This window comes from Mongoliitalea daihaiensis (assembly GCF_021596945.1).
GTDB lineage: Bacteria > Bacteroidota > Bacteroidia > Cytophagales > Cyclobacteriaceae > Mongoliitalea > Mongoliitalea daihaiensis.
In genome coordinates, this window is sequence record NZ_CP063779.1 from 3,994,404 (window position 1) to 4,017,191 (window position 22,788).

Genomic DNA, 22,788 nt, shown 5'->3' on the forward strand with positions numbered 1-22,788 from the left:
GTAAGTGAACAGTGAGCAGTGAACAGTGTAGTAACAAAAATCGATTAACTTAAGGAAAACTAAGTCTTGTCTCTTGATTCTTGGTTCTTGGTTCTAAATCTAAAATCTAAAATTATAAATCTGCGCCAAATCTGTTCAATCTCTTGGATCTGTGAGAGAATTCGGTTTTTCTGACCTCCTCCCCGCAAGTGCTACCAACGGCTTCATATACCCTTCAAAATCTTTTTTCCGCGATTTCTGCGCTTTCTGCGAGAGGCTTTCGGTTTTTCTGACCTCCTCCCCGCACGTACTGCCTGCGGTAAGTGAATAGTGAGCAGTGAACAGTTAACAGTGTAGTAACAAAAATCGATTAACTTAAGGAAAATTAAATCTTGTTTCTTGTCTCTTGATTCTTGTTTCTAAATCTAAAATCTAAAATTATAAATCTGCGCCAAATCTGTTCAATCTCTTGGATCTGTGAGAGAATTCGGTTTTTCTGACCTCCTCCCCGCAAGTGCTACCAACGGCTTCATATACCCTTCAAAATCTTTTTTCCGCGATTTCTGCGCTTTCTGCGAGAGGCTTTCGGTTTTTCTGACCTCCTCCCCGCATCAGTACTACTAGCGGATAATCTTTAAATAAATATTCAGGATTTTTTTATCTGTCCAAATATAAAACCATCAATCCGTGTCAAATCTGTTCAATCTCCTCGATCTGTGAGAGGCATGCGAGAGAATTTCGGTTTTTTTGACCTCCCGCTCGCTAGTGCTACCAACGGTTAGTGGCAAATATATAAAGGTTTTGGACAGTAAATAGCTAGAAATTAGTCTCAATTCTCAATTCTCGCTTCTCGTTTCTCGCTTCTCGTTTCTTATCTCTTGATTCTTGATTCTTGATTCTTGGTTCTTGATTCTTGATTCTTGGTTCTAAATCTAAAATTATAAATCTGCGCCAAATCTGTTCAATCTCCTGGATCTGTGAGAGGCATTTGAGAAGTACTGAAGAAGATAGATAAGAGGGGAAGGAAATGAGTTACAATTTTAGTAAGGCCATTGCTACTCCGAAGTAAACGGCTAAGCCTAACAAATCATTGGCGGTGGTGATGAAGGGTCCGGAGGCGATTGCGGGGTTGATGCCGAATTTATCGAGCACCAACGGTGTAACAGTACCCATAAAGGATGCTAGTAATACTACGCAAAACATGGCTAAACCAATGGTGACTCCGAAAATGCTTTCGAATCCATAAATGAAATGGACGACGAGAAATACGAATATCCCCAACACTACTCCGTTGACCAAAGCGATGGAAAGCCCTTTGACAAATCGTTGCCAAGGAGTATCGTCAAATACGGATTTAGATGCCAATGTTTGTACCACTAAGGAGGAGGATTGTATACCTACATTTCCGCCCGTAGCCGCTACCAATGGAATAAAAGAAGCCAAGGCAATGTATTTGTTCAGCCCATCCTCAAAGAAGCCGATGATCTTTGCTCCCATCAAACCGCCTATGACGCCGATCAGCAGCCAAGGAAGCCGTGCTTTGGAAATCCTGAAAATAGAATCTGACTCCTCCACATCTGCGGAGATACCTGTCATGGCTTGCATATCTTCTTCCGATTGCTCGCGTATCAAATCCAAGACATCATCCACGGTAATTCTTCCCACCAACCGGTTCTTGGCATTGACCACAGGAATGGATTCCAAATCGTACTTTCGCATGATTTCGGCTACTTCCTCTCCTTCCAAATGGGTTTCTACCGAGACAATATCCGGCTCGTAAATATCCATGATTTTGGTATCGGAGGCGGCAAGGATAATTTTCTTCAGGGAAACCCGTCCCAACAAATGCTGTTTGTTGTCTACCACGTAAATGGAATAGATTTTCTCTACTCGCTCCGCCTGTCTACGGATTTCCTCGATGGTCTGTACCACATTCCAATTTTGGTTGGCTTTGATAAATTCCTTCGCCATCAAACCACCCGCTGAATCTTCGTCGTAGCGTAAGAGGTCGAGGATGTTGGCAGATTTCTCCTTTTCAGTCAAATGGGAAATCACATCCTCCCGCTCCTTGAACGGCATAAGGATCAGAATATCCACCGCATCATCGGACTCCATGTGTTCGATAAAGGAGGCGAGTTCGGATGGTTCCATCTCGCGAATGACCTTCTGCAAAGAGTCCTCGTCCAATTCAATCAGGATGTCAGCAGCGATGGTAGACTCGAGCAAACGCAGCACATAGAGTGCCTCCTCCATATTCAATTCATCCAAGATAGCAGCAATATCCGCAACATTGCCTCCATCCAAGGATTCCTTGATAAAGTCTATATCCTGTACTTCAATGCCTTCCCGTAGACTCTCCAGGTATTCTTTGGATAATGAAAATGATTTTATTGGTTCCAAGACTCCTCTATTTTTTGGGTTAAACGAACAAATTCATGCACATCTAGCTGTTCCGCCCGCTTGTCCATTACAGGATCAGCATTTAATTCGGCAGAAACATTGAATGGCTTCATGCAATTTCTTAGGGTTTTTCTACGTGTAGCAAACCCTTGTTTCACTACTTTGAAAAACAGCTTTTCATCACAGTCCAAGGACGCAACCTCATTTCTTTTGAGGCGGATGACCCCTGAGTTCACTTTTGGCGGGGGATTAAATACACCCGGAGGAACAGAGAACAGGTACTCAATATCGTAAAAGGCCTGTAACAGGACTGAGAGAATACCATAATCTTTATTGCCTTTTGGCGAAGCGATGCGCGCTGCTACTTCCTTCTGCAACATGCATACCACTTCTGTCACATGTTTGCGTTCTTCCAATATTTTAAAAAAAATCTGGGAAGAAATATTGTAAGGGAAGTTGCCTACGACAGCGTAGTCCCCTTGCATCAAGGGTGCAAAATCCTTTTTCAAGTAGTCCGCTTCGATGATCTTCTCGCCTAAGTCTGGGTACTTTTGATGCAAGTACGCAATGGACTCTGTATCAATATCCACGAGGTACAAGTTCCAATCCTTTTCTCGCAAGAAATCCGTCAACACCCCCATTCCCGGTCCTATTTCCAATACTTTTTTTACCCCTTGATGGCCTGTGAGGGCTTCTGCAATTCGCTGAGCGATACTTAAATCTGTCAGAAAATGCTGCCCTAGGTGTTTTTTGGGTTTGACCTTGTCCATGCGCCTAAATTGATATTTTTATATAAATTGCAATTCAAAAATAAGACAATTATCACAAAGGCCTACTATGTTGTGTTAAGTCCTTGTGAAGGTTTGGCACGCTAATCCTATATTCATGTATACTAGAAAACAGAAACCCATCATTGGTATCAGCATTGGAGACATCAATGGCATCAGTGCAGAAGTGACCATGAAAGCCCTCTTAGACAATCGTATCATGCGTTTGGTGACGCCTGTCATCTACGGGCATGGCAAGGCGATGGCTTTCTACCGCAAGCAGTTAGAACTTGAGGATTTTAATTTCATGCAGATCCGCTCTATAGATGAGGTGCATCATAAAAAAATCAATTTGATCAACGTATTGGAGGAAAGTCCGGAAGTCCTTCCAGGGGTGGAAACGCAGGAATCTGGCAAGATGGCACTGGCGGCCTTGAATCAGGCGATTGAGGATTTGAAAACAGAAAAAATCGATGGATTGGTGACCGCACCACTCAATAAAAACAATATCAATTCCCCGGAAAGACCCTTTGTCGGACACACCGAATACCTGACCGAAGCTTTTGGAATAGAGGAAAGTTTGATGTTTTTGGTCTCTCCCGATATCCGCGTTGGCTTGGTGACGGGACATATTCCAATTAGTCAAGTAGCCAGCAAACTGACCGCAGCGAACATTCGAAAAAAGTTGGGCTTGATGCTTAGCTCCTTAGAAAATGACTTTGGCATCAACAAACCAAGGGTAGCAGTCCTAGGCTTGAATCCTCATGCAGGAGAAGATGGACTACTTGGCACGGAAGAAACTGAAATCATCGCCCCCGTAATCCGTGAATTCAAAGACAAGGGCAAATTGGTATTTGGTCCCTATCCTGCGGATGGTTTCTTTGGCATGATGCATCAGAAAAAATTCGATGGAGTTTTGGCTATGTACCACGATCAGGGATTGATTCCATTCAAGTCCATGGCTTTTGATAGCGGAGTGAATTTTACCGCAGGTCTACCCATCATCCGCACCTCCCCTGACCATGGCACTGCCTACAATATTGCCGGCAAAAATGTAGCAGATGAAGGCTCCATGCGCGCAGCTATTCTACAAGCTTACGACATCATCAAAAACCGCAGCAATTGGGAAAGCGAAGATGAAGAGTAATTCATCGACCCAACAACCCAAAAAATCAAAGCCTCCATTCTCTTGGGGGCTTTTTTTTACATCAATACCTTATGCGATGTTGGCAGCTGTTGGCTTTGATGAACTCAATCAGACACGTAGACCCCACTTGCAAAAGATTGGATTTGAAGCTTAGCTACTCCACCACCCAATAGAACAAGCGATGAACTTTCCCCTCGGGAGACTGCACCCTTATGGTTTTCATGGGCTCCCAGTCACCGATAGGATATTGATGGGAAATAATACGAGAGCCTTTGGGCATGGCCTGAATTTTGGGAAGCAGTTTTTCGTTGATATCGGGGAAAAGGTAAAGGATCAGCACAGTGGCCTGATTGAAATCAAATGCAAATAAATCTCCCTGAACAAATCGAACCTGCTCCGAAACTCCAGCCTCCAAAGCCAATGAATCTGCCAAAGTCACCAAATCTGGGTCAATTTCTACTCCCAAGGCCTGAATACCAAATTGCTTGGCCGCCCCAATTGGAATTCTTCCATCACCTGAACCCAAATCCAATAAAACATCATCAGCTTGGAACTCTGCCAAGTCAAACATCGCCTGCATCACCGCTTCTGACGTTGTCACATAGGGCACTATATCTCCCACACTCGCCTGTGCAAATGCAGTCCCCCACCCCAGCATCCAACCAAAAAGTATCATACACATAGTCTTCATCATAAAGTAAAAATACAGAAAAATTAGAAGGAATAGGGAATGGGATTCCTGTCAATGGTTGAGCGCTGCAAAAAAATGATAGCAGCTAGCTTTCCCTAAAGATGGCAACAGGTGTCTTACCTCTTGTGTCTAAAATCTCTCCTGTCCATTCTCTATTCCGTACTTTCTCTGAGACCCTTAGGTTTTTGGCACTTGGAAATAAACGGTACACCCCTCTCCTTCCTGCGACTCGACCCAACAGCTACCACCTTGGTTTTCGAGAATTTTTTTAACAATTGCTAGCCCCATGCCACTCCCTTGAAATTTTTGGTTAGTGCTCAAACGACGAAACACATAAAAAATCTCCTCATGAAATTCCTCAGAAACACCCATGCCATTATCCTTGACAAAAAACTGAAAAAATTGCCCCTCTACCTTGTATCCCACATGAATTTTAGGTTTGATCCCATTTTTGGAAAATTTCAGTGCATTGTCGAGCAAATTCAAAAATATCCGAACGTAATCCTCCCGATGCCCAACCACTACCGGTAAATCATCTACACGTAAAATCGCCTGCTTTTCCTCCACTTTTCGGGCTAGTTTCTCTTGAATGACCTTCAGTATCTCATTCAAATCCAGTTCAGTCAACTCTGAAATGTTTTCCCGAGCTGTTGAATATTCCAAAAAATCAAAAAGAGTAGTTCTCATATTAAGCGCTCCTTCATGAGCAAAGCCAATATAACTCTTAGCCTTATCATCCAAGCCCACAAAATATTTGCTTTTAAACAGGTCTAAAAAGTTGGTCACCATCCGTAAGGGTTCTAATAAATCTTTAGATGCCGAGAAAACAAAGCTTTCCAAATCCTTATTGTTTTTTTCAAACTCCCGACTTTTGAGGAGCAAGAGCTTGTTGAGGCGTTTCTGCTCTTCTAATTTGTCATCCAACTGCCCGTAAAACCAATTGACCAAAACGTACAACAAAACACCTGTAAGAAACACATACACAAATCCTTTCAGGGTTTGAAAATACGTGATATTCTGAATATCAGAGGGTTCTAAAAAAAGTAAAACCAACCTATCGGAAAAGAAAATCCACAAGGCTCCAAAGGCACAATAGAGAATAGTGATTTTTAGTGCTGCATTCATTGATGAAGAGAAACAATCCTTTGAAATATAGCTAAAAAACCTAGATTCTTAAAAAACTTTATGTAATTATCCGCTTCCACTCGAGTCGCTAAGCAAATGAATAAATTGAGTGTATTTTCAGGCATCTATTGACTCTGATCGATTAACTGGAATGTATTTGGGTTATTTTAATTCTAGCGTAATTACGGATCATCAGATAACTTCACTCTGTTTCTTTAAGACAAAAAAATATTGTTTATCTTTCTACCTGATAGCGCTATTCTCTATGAACCATCTTACCATGCGATTATGGGTACTATTCTTGCTGCAATTCATTGCTAGTGTAACTTTTGGAGGTCAAGACAGTACCCAAGTCACCAAAAAAGAAAAGTCTATATCCATCGTTCCGCTGCCTGCTATTTCAGCCAACCCGACAGCTGGATTGATTCTTGGCATGGCTCCTTCCTTCAATTGGGTGATGGGCAACCCTGAAAGCACATCCATGTCCACCGCTATTGGGATGGCTTTGGTAACCACCAAGCGGCAGCTCTTTACTTCCTTGCGCTCCAATGTATTTCTTCGGGATGATTCATGGACATTGCTTACCGATTTCCGCTTCAATATCAATAATCAACCTTCCTTTGGACTAGGCAGTACACTCAATTTTGTTAGAGATTTATCCCCTCCAGACCTCTCCACTACAGATATTTTAGGAAAAGAAATGTTGTTTTTCAATCATTTCAGGGCATATGGCACAGCCAAAAAACGACTGGGGAACAGTAGATTTTTTTATGGCTTGGGCTTTCATTACGATGCTATGAGCAAAATTGATGTTCGAGAACAAAACTTTGAAGAACTGCCCGGTTTTTTTCAAGCCTATAACGAAGGCTTGGACATACCAACAGATGCTTTTCGACAGACAGGTTTCTCTTTGAATGCGGTCTACGATACCCGGGACAATGTGGCCAATACGTACAAAGGTAAATACTTGTTTGCTTCTTGGAGAGGCTTTTCTGAAGCCCTAGGAAGCACTTCTAATTCTGGACAGTTATGGGTCGAATACCGCGACTATTTAACACTAAACAAGGAAAGACCCCGGAATATACTAGCCTTATGGTCTTATGTTTGGACAGTTACTGGAGGAGATGTTCCTTATTTGTTTCTCCCAGCGGTAGGTTGGGATATGTTTTCCCGCTCAGGAAGAGGCTATACGCAGGGGCGTTTTAGAGGAGAAGATTTATTTTATACTGAGCTAGAGTGGCGATTTCCCTTACAACGGAAAAAAGACCGTTGGGGTGGAACCCTATTTGCTAACACCACAAGTGCGAGTTCGCGCACCCAAGACCTTGGAATCTTAGAAACCTTTCAACTGGGATATGGACTGGGCCTGCGCTACATGGTTCTTCCAAAAAAACGAATCAACATTGCCTTGGATTATGGTTGGGGAGCCGGCGGCGCTTCCGGAATTTTCCTGAATGTTAACGAGATGTTTTGATCAAAAATAATGTCTTTTCAATGAATTAATTGAACTTTTTTGATTCTATCTCGTATATTCAACAGAGTCCAACGCAGGGAGATTGGATATTAGATTTTGTTCCCGATCACTTAAAGGATGAAGGCAGAAGGATGAATTGGGTTTTAAACTACCAATCACCAATCAACTAATCACCAATCACTTAAAAGATGAAGGATGAAGGCAGAAGGATGAATTGGGTTTTAAACTACCAATCACCAATCCACTAATCACCATTCACTTAAAGGATGAAGGATAAACTGAGTTTTGAACTACCAATCACCAATCAACTAATCACCAATCACTTAAAGGACGAAATATGAACTAGATTTTAGACTACCAATCACTCTTCACTGTTCACTATTCACTAATCACTGTTCACTACTCACTGTTCACTAATCACTATTCACTAATCACTATTCACTGTTCACTAATCACTGTTCACTAATCACTATTCACTGTTCACTAACCACTATTCACTAACCACTACCCCCCATGAAAGCATCAGACTTATTTGTAAAATCTCTTGAAAATGAAGGCGTGGAATACATTTTTGCTGTGCCAGGAGAAGAGAATCTGGATTTACTTCAGTCCATAAAAAACTCCTCCATCCGTTTGATTCTGACACGGCATGAGCAAGGAGCAGGATTTATGGCAGCTACCTATGGACGGCTTACGGGCAAGCCTGGGGTTTGTATGGCAACATTAGGTCCTGGCGCAACCAATTTGGTGACTCCGGCAGCCTTTGCCCAATTGGGAGGTATGCCTCTTTTACTAATTACCGGGCAAAAGCCAATCAAAAAAAGCAAACAAGCCCGTTTCCAAATCATCGATGTGGTGGACATGATGCGCCCCATTACTAAATTTACCAAATCCATCACACATGCACACAACATACCCTCCTTAGTACGGGAGTCTTTTAGAATCGCAGTTACCGAAAAACCAGGGGCCGTTCATCTAGAGTTACCAGAAGATGTGGCTAGAGAAACTTCCGATGAAGCCTTGTTTACCCCCGAGCGCATTGCATCCGCAGTTGCGTCCAAGAGTGCTTTGCAAAAGGCTGTTGAAATGATAGAGGCTGCTAAAGCTCCCTTGGTATTAATTGGTGCAGGAGCCAACCGGAAGCAAAATTGTGAGGCCCTGGCCAACTTTATCGACCATACAGGCTTTTACTTTTTTACGACACAGATGGGGAAAGGAGTCATTGATGAGCGTCATCCTCACTACTTAGGTACGGCGGCCCTTTCGAGTGATGACTTTCTCCATCAAGGCATAGAACAAGCCGACTTGATCATCAACATCGGTCATGACATCATCGAAAAACCACCGTTTTTTATGAAGGTTGGCGGTAAAAAAGTCATTCATATCAACTACCATCCTTCCGAGATTGACGCAGTTTATTTTCCTCAATTGAATGTGGTAGGAGATATTTTCGAGTCAGTTTCCATGCTATCGGAGCTTCTCCAGCCAAAGGAACGTTCGAGTAGCACCCATTTTAAAGAAGTCAAAGAAAACGTATCCAAACACCTGAGCAAATATTTAGCAGATACGCGCTTTCCTATGCTTCCTCAGCGATTGGTACATTTGCTCCGTCAAAACTTGAACGAGCAGGATGTAGTCTCCTTGGATAATGGGATCTACAAATTGTGGTTTGCCCGAAACTATCCAGCTTACCAGCATAACACCCTACTTTTAGACAATGCCTTAGCCACCATGGGGGCAGGACTTCCCTCTGCCATGGCCGTCAATCTTCTCTACCCAGAGCGAACATCCGTTGCGGTCGTCGGTGATGGTGGCTTTATGATGAACAGTCAAGAATTGGAAACTGCCGTTCGATTATCGCTCAATCTTATCGTTATCATTTTGAACGATGAGGCTTATGGCATGATCAAGTGGAAACAAGAAGATTTAGGCTTGGATGATTTTGGTTTGGATTACAAAAATCCCGATTTTGTGAAATATGCAGAAAGCTATGGAGCCAAAGGATACCGGGCCACGAGTGACAATCACTTTCAGGAAATTCTAAATTCTTGTCTACAAAGCAAAGGAGTTCAGGTCATTGACCTACCGGTGGATTATTCTTTGAATCATGAAATTTTAAATGTGTTAATCAAACAAAAGCAATCCTAATTTATGAGCCAACTATTGAATGTATATGCTCCTTTTTCCAATGAATTATTGAAGGCTATTCCTTTCCATACGGAGGCGGATGTAGAGCGGGCATTGGAAAAGGCCTATGATCTTTTTCAGAACAGAAGCAACTGGATTCCAGCGCATCAACGCATAGCATTGCTAGAAAAGGTACAAGAACGCATGCTCGACTCTGTGGAGGAGCTGACCAAGCTGGCTGCATCAGAAGGGGGCAAACCCTATCAGGACTCCAAAGTAGAAGTACTAAGAGCCATCAATGGGGTGAAAATTGCGTCTCAGGAAATCGGTCGATTGACAGGAACTCAAATCCCTATGGGTTTGACCCCATCTTCAACCAATCGATTGGCTTGGACGATGCGTGAACCTATCGGCGTGGTAGCCTCCATTTCTGCTTTCAATCATCCGCTCAACCTGATTGTGCATCAAACGATTACAGCCTTTGCCGCAGGCTGTCCGGTAATTGTCAAACCCGCAAGTACTACTCCCCTCTCCTGTTTGCGATTGTTGGAAATCCTGCAAGAGGCAGGGATTCCTGGGGGTTGGATTCAGGGATTGATATTGGAAAATGACTTATCTGAGAAACTAGTAACCGATCCTCGGGTAAACTATCTATCCTTCATTGGTTCTGCCAAAGTAGGCTGGTATTTGAAATCCAAAATCGCTCCCGGTACACGCATTGCCCTGGAACATGGTGGTACAGCTCCTGTGATTGTGGCAGAGGATGCCAACATTTCTGAGTTGATCGCTCCATTATCCAAGGGAGGTTTTTATCATGCCGGACAGGTTTGTGTCTCGGTACAAAAAATATTTGCACACGAAGGCATAGCTCGGGCGCTGGCAGAAGCCCTAGCTAAAGAAGCTGCTACACTTCAAGTAGGTGATCCTTTGGATGAAAAAACAGCCGTAGGTCCCTTGATTGAGCCCAAAGAAGTCACGCGTGTTGACGCTTGGGTTCAGGAGGCTATTGCAGAAGGAGCTGAATTATTGGTTGGAGGGAAACAATTACCTCATAACTGTTATGCTCCTACGGTACTCTGGAACCCTTCTGTGGACTCTAAAGTGACTAAAGAGGAAATATTTGGCCCAGTGATTTGCATTTATCCTTACAAGGATCGCGAGCAAGCCATTCAACAGGCCAATGCTGTTCCTTATCACTTTCAGGCCGCTGTTTTTACCAAAAATCTGGATATTGCTTTTGATACGGTACAAAAACTCAATGCAAATGCAGTGATGGTCAATGATCACACCGCTTTCCGAGTGGATTGGATGCCTTTTGGTGGCAGAGATCAATCAGGAGAAGGTATGGGAGGAATCCCCTACAGCATGCATGAGATGACCCGAACCAAACTGTTGGTATTTAAAAGCGACTTTATATCCTGATGCATGAATAGAATCCTGACCTTAATTGTGGTGGCCCAATTCTTGGCCACCTCGTTATGGTTTGCCGGCAATGCGGTCATTGTTGAACTGAGTGCAGCTCGCTCCTTTCCAGCAGATTTTATTGGACATTTGACATCTTCTGTACAGCTGGGATTCATCTGCGGTACTTTGGCCTTTGCCATCTTCATGATCTCTGATAGGTTTTCTCCATCCAAAGTTTTTTTGTTTTCCGCCCTTTTTGCCGCCCTATTGAACGCCTGTGTGGCTTTTTTTGAAATTGGTTTATGGGCAGTATTGAGCTTGCGCTTTTCTACCGGTTTTTTTTTGGCAGGTATCTATCCTGTGGGGATGAAAATTGCCTCTGACTATTTTGATAAAGGATTGGGAAAATCGTTGGGCTTATTAGTCGGAGCCTTGGTTTTGGGTACGGCCTTTCCTCATTTACTCCGCAGTTTATTGCAAGAATTTCCTTGGCAATGGGTGCTGTATACTTCTTCTGCCTTTGCTGTTTTGGGAGGGTTGTTGATTGGCTTGAGAGTTCCAGATGGCCCCTATCGCAAAGCCTCCTCGGCAATTGATTTTAAGATACTATTTAAACTATTCCAAGTACCAAATTTCCGAGCTGCAGCTATGGGTTATTTTGGTCACATGTGGGAATTATATACCTTTTGGGCATTCATTCCTATGATGCTTACAGCTTATATCGTCAAGCATCAGACGACAGCAGACATTTCTTTTATAAGTTTTGCGGTTATCGGTATTGGCGGGCTATCCTGCGCCGCTGCTGGTTTATTTTCCAACGTTATCCATCCCAAAAAAATCGCCCAACTAGCACTCGCCTGTTCAGGAATCTGTTGCTTGCTGTCTCCCTTTTTCTTCTTTCAAAGTTCCTTACCAATCTTGATTGTATTTTTACTGATCTGGGGAATAGCTGTCACAGCAGACTCTCCTATGTTTTCTACCTTGGTAGCACAATCAGCTCCTGCTGCGTCCAAGGGCACTGCTCTAACCATTGTCAACAGTCTAGGTTTTGGTATAACGGTCATCAGTTTACAACTCACACAGCTTTTAGCCTTGCATATCACAGGAATTTACTGGCTGCTTTTATTGGGCTTAGGCCCTGTAATTGGACTTATGACCTTTTCATCATTTAGGAAATAAGGCAATCAACATTTTGAATAATGATTCAAACCCACCCTTCATCCAAGCCTTATTTGTGGAAGGTAACCCGATGGTGATATAAATCATTTTTTTATTTTCAAGATTGGTGTAAATTGAAATTCTATCACCAATGAAGCGGACAATAACTAGTTTTCGCCAATAGTATCATGAGCAATCCAGCATCTTACACCACCCAAGAATCGTTAACAATCATTGCCATAGGAGCATCCGCAGGTGGGCTTGAGGCTTTGCAGGATTTTTTATCTAACCTCCCTATTTTAGAGAAAAGCGCCATCATTGTCGCACAGCACCTCAGCCCCACACATAAAAGTATGCTTGTGCATTTACTGAGCAAGGAAACATTGCTGACCGTAGAAGAGGCAAAATCCGGCTTAAAATTAGTACCAAACAAGGTGTACATCACTCCTCCCGACAAAGAGATCACGATCTCTAGAGAGTTAAAGATCATATTACAAAAACCAAGTTTCCCAATTGGTCCAAAACCATCTGTGGATGTACTTTTTGATTCTTTGAAAAATATCCCCTTAGAAAACCCTGTGGTAGGGATTATCTTATCTGGAACTGGTTCAGATGGTGCCAAAGGCATCCAAGCCCTCAAAAGCAGGCATAGCTTTGTCATGGCACAAAACCCAGAAACAGCCAAATATGATGGAATGCCTAGTTCTGCCATCAACACAGAATTGGTAGATGCAGTGGTTGAAACAGCTGAAATGGGTCCATTGATCAGGCAATTTGTGCAACAACCCAACGATATTCCCAAAAAGGTAGAAATAGAAGAGATCAAGGCGGACCAAAACTCCATTTCAAAAATATTGAAATTACTCGGAAAACGGACCGGAACAGATTTTTCCAACTACAAATCAGCGACCATTTCAAGAAGATTGGAAAAGCGCATGAGTATTCTCAAGATACATGAGATGGATGATTACTTAGCACTTGTGGAGAAGCAACCCCATGAACTCGATGAAATGTTTAACATGATTTTAATCGGTGTTACCACATTTTTCAGAGATACTGATGCCTTTGAAGCACTCGAGATGCAGTTACGGGAAAAACTAGCATCAAAAAAACCCAAAGACTTTATCAGAATCTGGGTACCGGGTTGCTCTACCGGGGAAGAGGCCTATTCCTTGGCTATTATTCTTGCCAAGATTCTTCAGAATAAAATGCATTTATACAATATTCAGATATTTGCAACAGACATAGATGATCGGGCCATAACCATTGCCCGTAGAGGTATTTATTCGGAAGAATCTATCAAGCCCATCCCCCAAGAATTACAGGAACGCTATTTTGTAAGAAAGGGCAAAGAATTTGAGCTAGTAAAAGCCATCCGGGCCATGGTCTTGTTTTCCAAGCACGATGTAATCAATAATCCTCCTTTTCTCAAATTAGATCTTATTTCCTGCAGAAATTTATTGATTTATTTCAACAACGTACTGCAGCAACAGGTCATGCCGATTTTTCACTATTCCTTAAACCCCGAGGGAGTGCTATTTTTAGGTAAATCAGAAACTATAGGGCAGTTTACGGATCTTTTTGGAACCATCGATGCTAAAAATAAGATTTTCAAGCGCAAACGGGGGGGAAACATTCGCCAGGTGAAATTTGCTACTTTCAAAGCTAACTTGCAAGAGCGCCCCAGAGAAACAACCATCATTGGAAAAAAACCCGTTTCCATTGCTGAAGCTATTCGAGAAACCATATTTAAGACTTTTGAATACCCCTATGTAGTCATTAATGAGTCCTACGATATCCAAGAAGTCAATGGTGATGTACGGCTTTTTATGTCCCTAACCTCTGGTAGCATTCAGGTGAATCTTTTAAAAATGGTGAATCCAGAGCTCCAAATTGAATTAAGGGCTGTGCTAGCCAAAGCATTTAAAGAAAAAAGTTCCTTCAGTAGCAAAATCAAAAAATTCAACCTATTCGGAAAAGATCATTTTGTGCGCTTGCTGGTACAGCCACTGATCAATGCGGAAATTTACGAAGACCTTTACCTTATTATTTTTCAAAAGCTCGAAATTGAGGAGTTTATTCAGAATACATCTCTTTCTGATGAGCAATCGCTGATCAGTGCACGGATCATTGAATTAGAACACGAGCTTACCGCTACCAAAGAGCATTTGCAAACATACATTGAGGAAATAGAAACAGCCAATGAGGAACTGCAATCGCTCAATGAAGAAATGCAAAGCACCAATGAGGAATTGCAATCCAGTAATGAAGAACTTGAAACAAGTAACGAAGAGTTGCAAAGTACAAACGAAGAAGTACACATCGCTTATGGAGAGTTAAAAGTTGCCCATGAAGAACTAGAGACGAAGGAACTTTTGTTGATGGAATCCCAAGCTAACGCCCGTGCACTCCTAAGCAATAATCAGCAAGGATTGGTTTTATTGGATCCTTCCTATCGGGTGCTCAAATTCAATAAAAAAGCGGTCGAATTAGTAAACTTATTTAAAAAGAAAAAAATCAATGTATCCGATAGTTTTTTTGATTTTTTACCTACCGGGCAGGTGGAATCCTTTTTGGAATCTTTCAATGCATGCCTTCAAGGTAAAATCATTCAAAAAGAAAAATCAATTAAAGATGTCAATGGAATAGTTCGGAGCTTCTCTTTCAATATGACTCCGGTTTTTTTAAATGAAAACGAGGTTAAAGGTATTTCCATAGGTATCCTCGAAACTACGGAACTTTTACAAGCACTTTCAGAGCTCAGCGCTTCCGAAAAACTCATCAATGCGGTCTTTAACGCATCGACAACTGGAATCTGCATTACAGATGCTAAGGGTCGATTTGTGGATATCAACAATGCCTATTGTGAAATTTATGGATATAGCCGTGAGGAGCTAATTGGCCAAAATTTCACCATGGTAGTTCCTCCACGCTTGAGATCTTTCATGGAAAAGATGCATGATGACTTCATAGAAAATGGAAAAGAGATACCTGGAGAATTTGAGGTGATCAACAAAAAAGGGCAACTGATTAAAGTGGCAACTTCGGCTGACTTACTTGTGCAACCCAATGGCGAGCGTTTCAAAGTAACCTCGGTAAGAGATGTCACCCAAGAAAAAAACCTCCACCTGTTAGTGGATGACGCTTTACAAATGTCACAACTTGGAGCTTGGGAAGCGCATGTGGAAACTGGGCAGCTGCAGGTCACCCGCTTATTCCATGAAATCCTCGCATTCCCCAAAAACAAGGAATTAAACTTCATGGATTTCATTCAATTTTTTAAATCTTATCATGAGCAAAATAAACTCGTAGCCATGTACGAGCAATGCGTCAAAAAGGGCGACCCTTTTGATTTTGATGGTCAAATCAGCAGTGCTGACCATGAAGATAAATGGATTCGAATCATTGGCAGGGCTGAGCGATCGGATGAGAGGACGATTCGTGTCTATGGCTCTATTCAGGACATTACCACATCTAAATTATTGGAGCTTCAAGTAACAAGCATCAATAAAAATATGCCAGGTGCACTGATACGTTACAGTATGCTTCCTTCAGGGGAAAGAAAAATTCTCTATTTATCTGAAGGAGCTTCTAAATTATGGGAAATCCATGCAGAGGAAATCTTACAAAATAACGATTTATTATGGCATCAACTGGACCCGACTGAAGCACAAAAAATAGAAGACAGTTTCGTACAGTCTGCTAAAGATATGAGCAAATGGTCGGAAACATGGACGTTTGTCCGTAGAAGTGGTGAGGTAACATGGCAAAAAGGAACCGGTTATCCTTTTCAAGATGAGAATGGGAATGTTATATGGGACATTGTAATCCTAGATGTCACAGAGGAAGTAATTGCTAAACGAGCACTGGAAGAAACAGAAAAAAGATTTGAATTTTTATTTGACCAAGTAGAAAGTTTATCTGTTCAAGGATATGACACAGACGGTAAGGTTCGGTTTTGGAACAAGGCATCGGAAAAAATCTACGGATATACCAAGGAAGAAGCCTTGGGCAAATACTTATGGGACTTGATAATTCCAGAGGAAGCAATCCCACAAGTCAAAAATGACGTTTATCAGATGATAAAATCAGGAACCCCGACAGCTGCCGAAGAATTAATCCTGCAAACAAAAACAGGCAAGCTCATCAATGTATACTCTAACCATACGATCATTCAAATACCTGGAAAAGAGCCAGAACTATTTTGCATTGATATTAACTTGACGGAGCAGAAAATTGCTGAGCAAAAGCTCAAAGAAAGTGAAAAGCTTTTGAATGAAGCCCAAAAAATAGCAAAAATCGGTAATTGGAACTTTGATTTTATGGATGATACCCTGACTTGGTCAGATGCTTTGTACGAGGTGTTTGATGTGGATAAAAGCACATTTTTAGAAACGCATGGTTCATTCTTAAGTTTGATTGATGAGGAGTATAAAGCTGTTGTTGCTGAAACCAGTAAGCGAACCCAAGAAACGGGAGAGCCATTTAATATTCAATACGCAATCACTACTCCTAAAGGAGAAAAAAGAATTATTGAAGAATTCGGGTATTCAGAAAAAAATGAAAAGGGTGAAATCATCAGGCTTTTCGGAACAGCCCAAGATATTACCGAAAAATCAATCTATGAAAACACCTTACGATTGGCCAACCAACGATACGAATACGTCACGAAGGCTACCACGGATATCATATTTGATTTTGAAATATCTAGTAATAAGGTAAGCTTTGGTACAAATGTTGAAAAAATTATAGGCCCAATAAGTAAAGAACAAGCCATATCTTGTGATGCTCGAGAATTCTCGCAACGGTTCAAAGATGCAGATCATATGATCAGTCAAATCCAGACAACCCTGAATGACCCTTCTATTATTACTTGGTCCACTGAACAAATGATTCAAACGTATGAGGGCACCTATCTCACCTTCCTCAACAAGTCGTTTATTCTCCGCGATTCCCAAGGAAAAGCCTATCGGGTAATTGGTGCTTTGCAGGATATTAGTCAACAGAAAGATGCTGAAAATAAAAAAATAATCATTTCAGAAATCAGGGATATTTTTAATTCTAAGGTTCAGATCCATGAAAGCCTTGAAAAAGTATTAGAACTAATTTGTAGCCAAATCGACCTTGATCTAGGAGAATTGTGGACTACTAATATCGATGGGAGTTTGATGAATATCATCGCAAGATATGCTAGTACGGATGAGATCAATGAATTCCATGAGGCTTCTAAATCCTATACCTCTTTTAAAAAAGGAGAAGGGTTTGCGGGCAATGTTTGGAAAGATAACAAAATTCAAATATGGACCAATATTCAAGACAACAAGCTTTTTAAGCGGAGGGAATTTGCAAAAAAAGCAGGATTGAATACCGTATTAGGTATTCCGCTGACGATTAACCAAGAGGTTATTGGAGTTTTGATATTTGGTAGCTCTCAACAAAGTGAAACCAACCTCAACTATCTAAGACTGCTTCTCCAAGACTTAGAATCTTCCCTCAGCTCTGAATTGTTACGTAAAAAAATCGAACTAGAACTGAAGGAGATTTTTGAAGCAAGTCCTGATATCCTATGTATAACTGGTTATGATGGATACTTTAAGAAAATAAATCCCTCGGCTACAAGATTGTTAGGCTACACAGAACAAGAATTGCTTTCACGACCATTTATAGAGTTTACGCATCCTGAAGACCAAAACAAAACATCGACTGAACTCAGCACGATCGTTGATGGCAAAGAAACCATGTATTTTGAGAACAGGTACATTACCAAGAGCGGTCAGATAATCTGGCTTTCTTGGACTTCGAGAGCCAATCCAATAGAACAAACAATTTATGCGGTAGCTAAAAATATAACCAAACAAAAAAAATTACAACAAACACTTGATTCTGCATCAGAACTCGCAAAAATAGGTGGTTGGGAAATGGATGTGCAAACAAGTGAAATTCAGTGGACAAGTACTGCAAAAATGATCTTCGAATATCCTGAAGACATTGTACTCGAACCTGAAATGATTATAGCAAGATTTCCTGAACCCTATCAATCCGAGATTAGAGTTTTATTGGACCAATGCCTCACCAAAGGAATCCCCTATGAAGTTGAGTCAAAAATAATTACCGATTCAGGGAAAGAAAAATGGATTCGTACGATTGCAAAGATGGAATATGAATTTGAAAAACCATCAAAGGTTGTTGGGAGTGTGCAAGACGTCACTACCATCAAAAATTTTGAAGAATCTTTGAAGCTTTTGAATAAGGATCTTCAAATACAATCCAAAAAACTTGCTATTTCTAATGCTGATTTGGAACAGTTTGCCTACATAGCGTCCCATGATTTGCAGGAACCGTTACGAATGGTTTCCAACTTTATGTCCTTATTGGAAAGAAAATATGGAGGGCAATTGGATGATAAAGCCAAGGAGTATATTGACTATGCGGTTAATGGGGCCAAAAAGATGCGCACTATTATCACAGACTTATTGGAGTTTTCTAGGGCAGGACACTATCCGGAAGAATTGGAACAAGTGGACATAAACAAAGTTGTTGCAGACGTTTTGGAAATGCAAAATAAGCTTATCGAAGAAACAGAGCCTACAATTGAAATTCAACAGCTGCCGACCGTGTCAACTCTCCGGTTGCCAATGATTCAGGTCTTTCAAAACTTAATCAATAACAGCTTGAAATATGCACATGCAGAGCGTCATTTGAAAATACGCATTGCTGCGGAAGAGAAACCAAAAGAGTGGGTTTTTAGCGTACAAGATAATGGTCAAGGAATCCCTTTGGAGTATTTAGATAAAATCTTTATCATCTTCCAACGTGCCAATCAAACCAATGGGAAATCTGGCAGTGGCTTAGGTTTAGCTATTGTAAAAAAAATACTCGAAAAATTTGATGGTCGCATATGGGTAGAGTCTACAATGAATGAGGGAAGTACCTTCTTCTTTACGATACCGAAGTGAGGATAAATTTGGAATAGGGAAAGTGTCTAGTATTGAAATTACTGGACACTTTTTTTATGATCTTGCGTTCAGCCTCCTGTACATCCATCTAGGATATTCTACCAGTCTATAGGCGGAAGCCCTTTGGTTTGTAGGTAGGCATTGGCTTGGGAGAAGTGACTGCATCCAAGGAAACCTCTATGTGCCGAAAGCGGACTAGGATGAGGAGCCTTCAGGATACAATGTTTATCCGAAGGAATAAAAGCTCCTTTTTTTTGAGCATAGGCACCCCAAAGCATGAAAACCAAGTTTTCTTTTTGGTGGGCTAAGTGCTGAATTACTGCATCGGTAAACAGTTCCCAGCCCTTGCCCTGATGGGAGCCCGCTTGATGGGCGCGAACCGTCAAGGTAGCATTGAGCAATAAGACCCCTTGCTTAGCCCAACGAGTCAATTCTCCATGAGATGGGATCGATTTGCCTACATCTGCATTGATCTCTTTAAAAATATTTAACAAGCTCGGGGGAAAAGGAACTCCTTCCCGTACAGAAAACGATAACCCGTGTGCCTGCCCTGGTCCATGATAAGGATCCTGCCCTAAGATCACTACCTTCACCTGATCCCAAGGACACGATTCAAAGGATTTGAAGATTTCCTTCCCTTTAGGGTAGATAGTCTCTTGCTGATACTCTTGCTTGATAAAGGCCGTAAGGGCCTTGAAGTAATCTTTCTGGAATTCATCTGCAAGTATACTCTTCCAGCTTTCTTCAATTTTTACATCCATTTTTTCAACAATCCGTATAAATTACAAATATTATTTATATTTTCGTCATTAGTATATTTTAAGCTAATTAAACTATGGTATCTGCTACAACCGAAGGGGTCCAAGTTACTGTGGAGACGACATACCAAGCCGACTTTTCTAATCCTCAGCAACATCATTTTGTTTTCACCTACAAGGTAACTATTGAAAATAAAAGCGATTCAACAGTGAAGTTACTCAAAAGACATTGGGAAATACATGATGCTGGAGATCAACTCAAAATTGTTCAAGGGGATGGAGTTGTCGGTAGAAAACCAACCCTCGAACCCGGACAGCTACATGAGTATGTTTCTGGCTGCAACCTAAAATCAGGTTTGGGTAAAATGAGTGGTACATACCTGATGGAAGTGATTAAAACAGGAAAACTAATCGAAGTAGAGATACCGGAATTCCAATTAATCGCAACTGTTTTTAATAATTAATTCCTTTTGTTAATCCCGTATCTCCGTCATTGGTTTTTAAAAGAAGACCGGTACTCGCTTCAATCCCCTCGCGTGTACAAACTATATGAAGGGCTTTTACAAGCAAGAGAGGAAAATCAGGAAGAAGACTTTTTGTTAGAAAGTATTCGTGAGCAACTGCTGACTGATGCTGAATTGTTAGAAATCGAAGACTTTGGAGCGGGTTCTAGAAAATTGAAACGAAAGTTCCGAACCGCTGCTGAAGTTACTAAATACAGCAGTTCCAGTCGTAAATTCAACAAACTTTACCGGTTCTTTTGTCAAATGACTCCTGCAAGACATGTCTTGGAATTGGGAACTTGTACAGGTGTCAACGCCCACTATCTTTCTACCATAGGCAGCGCTCAAGTCTATACACTCGAGGGCAGTGAGGCTTTATGGGAAAAAGCACAAGCCTACCATCAGCGTTCTAACATTCACTTCCTTTTGGGTGATATCAGGAAAACCTTGCCTCTTCTCCTAAAGGAACTAGCATCGATTGATTTTGCACTGATGGATGCCACCCATACCAAAACTGCGAGCCTGCAGTATTTTGAGCTTCTACTCCCTTACTTGCATGAGCAAAGTATCCTTGCTATCGGAGATATTCATTGGTCGAGAGAAATGGAGGAAGCATGGGATGCCATTAAAAGCCATCCACGAGTACATTTGTCTTTTGATTTCTTTGAATGCGGTATTGTTTTCTTTGATCCTTCCTTTACCAGAGAAGCCTATATCTTGGATTATTGATGCTGTTTAGGCAAGGCTATTTGTATAAATACCTCGGACCCGGTTCTTGGAGGAATGGAATTGTAACAAGGTTCTATGGACACCGCGTCAAAATACTGCTCAAAGATGGATTGATAAGAAGCCGCTGATCCACCAAAGGGAGGTCCTGCTTTTTCAAATTCCCTATTAAATAGTACCCCAACCAACTTTCCACTTGGTTTTAGAAGAGAATGCATTTTTTGCACATACTCCATTCTTTGCTCCGGATGCAAGGCACAGAAAAATGTTTGTTCCAAAATCAAATCGTAGTTTCCCTGATGGTGGAAAAAATCTTGATGAAAAACTTGGGCAGTCGGGAATTTTGGGCAATTTTGTTTGAAGTGTTCCAAAGGAACGGCAGAAAAGTCCAAAATATGAACCTGAGAGAATCCCGATTCGTAAGCATATTGGGCTTCATGAGCATTTCCCGCTCCGGGTATAAGGATCTGTAAAGACTTGTCTTGAATTTGGTCCAAATATTGCTTAAGTGGGTAAGAAGGACTACCTATATCCCAGCCGGTTTGTTGTTGTTGATAGCGGTCTGTCCAATATTGAGAAGAAAGAAATGTTGTCATATTTATTAATCAATTATTAAGCTACCTCTTATGGATCCGAATTTTCAACAAGAAAAGACTAAAAAAAACGACACTGGCAAGAATATTTTAATCATTGTGTTGGTCATTTTAGTGATTTTGAGCGGAATCAAATTGTACTCCGACAGCATAGATAAGACACGTAAATCTGAGGAAATCATTTTACTATCGGGAGAAAACAATGACCTCAATAAGCGATTAGATTCCATGACTTATCAGCTAGATTTACGGATTCAAGAAATAGAACGACTGGGCGGTGAGGTAAGTTCCTTGCAAGAAATACGTGAACAATTGGTCAAAGAAAGATCGAGTGATAGAAAGCGAACTGCTGATGAAATTGCAGCATTGAACAGACAAATCAGCTCCTACAATAAAACGCTGGCTGAAAAAGACCAAGAAATCGTACGTCTGCGTGAAATCAATCAGCAACTTTATTCAGAAAATGAAGGCCTAAAAACCACCCAAGCTCAGATACAGGAAGAGGTATCCCAGCTCAATATCCGTCAGCAGGAATTACAGGAAAAAGTAGATATTGCAGCCCAATTAAAGGCTGAAAATATTATTGTAGCAGCTGTAAACTCCCGTGGCAAAGAGCGGGAAGATGGTTTTAGAAACAGGCAGATTGAAAAATTGAAAGTGACGTTCAACTTTGCGGACAATAAAGTGGCCGAAGCAGGTCCGAGAGATGTATTTGTTCAGGTAATAGCACCAAACAATCAACCCATTTTTGATATTGCAAAGGGTTCTGGCACCTTCAATCTGAATGGTAAAGAAGAGTTCTTTACGACTCACCGCGACATAAACTTCACCAACAATCAACAGACTTTAAGTTTCTTTTATGAAAAAGGAAGCAATTATGCGTCTGGAACACACGAAGTTCGCATTTTTGTAGACAATTATTTGATCGGAACTAAAACATTCGAGGTTAAATAAGCAGAATGGCAGAATTAGATGAGATT

15 protein-coding genes are annotated in these 22,788 nt (G+C 41.3%); 9 read left to right on the top strand and 6 right to left on the bottom strand.

Annotated elements, in window-relative coordinates; translation table 11 throughout:
* Positions 1-1,011: 1,011 nt before the first annotated feature.
* Both mgtE and rsmA read right to left on the bottom strand, forming a co-directional pair.
* Positions 1,012-2,379: a magnesium transporter gene (gene mgtE / locus IPZ59_RS16985; RefSeq protein ID WP_236137243.1), complete on the bottom strand. Its 1,368-nt coding sequence runs from the start codon at positions 2,377-2,379 to the stop codon at positions 1,012-1,014.
* Positions 2,367-3,149, bottom strand: a complete 783-nt coding sequence (gene rsmA, locus IPZ59_RS16990) for a 16S rRNA (adenine(1518)-N(6)/adenine(1519)-N(6))-dimethyltransferase RsmA (protein ID WP_236137244.1) — start codon at positions 3,147-3,149, stop codon at positions 2,367-2,369. The genes mgtE and rsmA overlap by 13 nt, the downstream gene beginning before the upstream one ends.
* 115 nt (positions 3,150-3,264) lie before the next feature.
* Here rsmA and pdxA point away from each other — a divergent pair, with 115 nt between their 5' ends.
* Entirely contained in the window at positions 3,265-4,293 is a 1,029-nt protein-coding gene (gene pdxA, locus IPZ59_RS16995; RefSeq protein WP_236137245.1) for a 4-hydroxythreonine-4-phosphate dehydrogenase PdxA, read from the top strand.
* Positions 4,294-4,447: 154 nt separating this feature from the next.
* On the opposite strand, the gene IPZ59_RS17000 is transcribed toward pdxA, so the two are convergent.
* Both IPZ59_RS17000 and IPZ59_RS17005 read right to left on the bottom strand, forming a co-directional pair.
* Positions 4,448-4,969, bottom strand: coding sequence for an SAM-dependent methyltransferase (locus IPZ59_RS17000; protein ID WP_236137246.1), 522 nt, complete (start codon positions 4,967-4,969; stop codon positions 4,448-4,450).
* A gap of 192 nt (positions 4,970-5,161) precedes the next feature.
* Positions 5,162-6,109 carry a sensor histidine kinase gene (locus IPZ59_RS17005; RefSeq protein WP_236137247.1) on the bottom strand — a complete coding sequence of 316 codons (948 nt, stop codon included), beginning with the start codon at positions 6,107-6,109 and terminating at the stop codon, positions 5,162-5,164.
* Positions 6,110-6,374: 265 nt separating this feature from the next.
* On the opposite strand from IPZ59_RS17005, the gene IPZ59_RS17010 reads away from it, so the two are divergent.
* From IPZ59_RS17010 to IPZ59_RS17030, 5 genes are all read left to right on the top strand, one after another.
* On the top strand, positions 6,375-7,583 hold the full coding sequence (locus IPZ59_RS17010) for a BamA/TamA family outer membrane protein (RefSeq protein WP_236137248.1): 1,209 nt from the start codon (positions 6,375-6,377) through the stop codon (positions 7,581-7,583).
* Positions 7,584-8,096: 513 nt separating this feature from the next.
* Positions 8,097-9,731 (top strand): acetolactate synthase large subunit, encoded by a 1,635-nt coding sequence (locus IPZ59_RS17015; RefSeq protein ID WP_236137249.1) that lies wholly within the window; start codon positions 8,097-8,099, stop codon positions 9,729-9,731.
* A gap of 3 nt (positions 9,732-9,734) precedes the next feature.
* Positions 9,735-11,132 (top strand): aldehyde dehydrogenase family protein, encoded by a 1,398-nt coding sequence (locus IPZ59_RS17020; RefSeq protein WP_236137250.1) that lies wholly within the window; start codon positions 9,735-9,737, stop codon positions 11,130-11,132.
* A gap of 3 nt (positions 11,133-11,135) precedes the next feature.
* Positions 11,136-12,293, top strand: a complete 1,158-nt coding sequence (locus tag IPZ59_RS17025; protein WP_236137251.1) for an MFS transporter — start codon at positions 11,136-11,138, stop codon at positions 12,291-12,293.
* Between the two features lie 167 nt (positions 12,294-12,460).
* Entirely contained in the window at positions 12,461-19,228 is a 6,768-nt protein-coding gene (locus IPZ59_RS17030; protein ID WP_236137252.1) for a PAS domain S-box protein, read from the top strand.
* Positions 19,229-19,326: 98 nt separating this feature from the next.
* On the opposite strand, the gene ung is transcribed toward IPZ59_RS17030, so the two are convergent.
* On the bottom strand, positions 19,327-19,989 hold the full coding sequence (gene ung / locus IPZ59_RS17035; RefSeq protein WP_236137253.1) for a uracil-DNA glycosylase: 663 nt from the start codon (positions 19,987-19,989) through the stop codon (positions 19,327-19,329).
* Between the two features lie 74 nt (positions 19,990-20,063).
* On the opposite strand from ung, the gene apaG reads away from it, so the two are divergent.
* Positions 20,064-20,450: a Co2+/Mg2+ efflux protein ApaG gene (apaG, locus tag IPZ59_RS17040; RefSeq protein ID WP_236137254.1), complete on the top strand. Its 387-nt coding sequence runs from the start codon at positions 20,064-20,066 to the stop codon at positions 20,448-20,450.
* A 72-nt stretch (positions 20,451-20,522) separates the two neighbouring features.
* Entirely contained in the window at positions 20,523-21,218 is a 696-nt protein-coding gene (locus tag IPZ59_RS17045) for an O-methyltransferase (protein ID WP_236137255.1), read from the top strand.
* Here the strand turns inward: IPZ59_RS17045 and IPZ59_RS17050 are convergent.
* Entirely contained in the window at positions 21,212-21,811 is a 600-nt protein-coding gene (locus IPZ59_RS17050; RefSeq protein ID WP_236137256.1) for a methyltransferase domain-containing protein, read from the bottom strand. The two genes, IPZ59_RS17045 and IPZ59_RS17050, sit on opposite strands and share 7 nt — an antisense overlap.
* 30 nt (positions 21,812-21,841) lie before the next feature.
* On the opposite strand from IPZ59_RS17050, the gene IPZ59_RS17055 reads away from it, so the two are divergent.
* A complete protein-coding gene (locus IPZ59_RS17055) occupies positions 21,842-22,762 on the top strand; it encodes a hypothetical protein (protein WP_236137257.1) in 921 nt (306 codons plus the stop codon).
* The last annotated feature ends 26 nt before the right edge of the window (positions 22,763-22,788 follow it).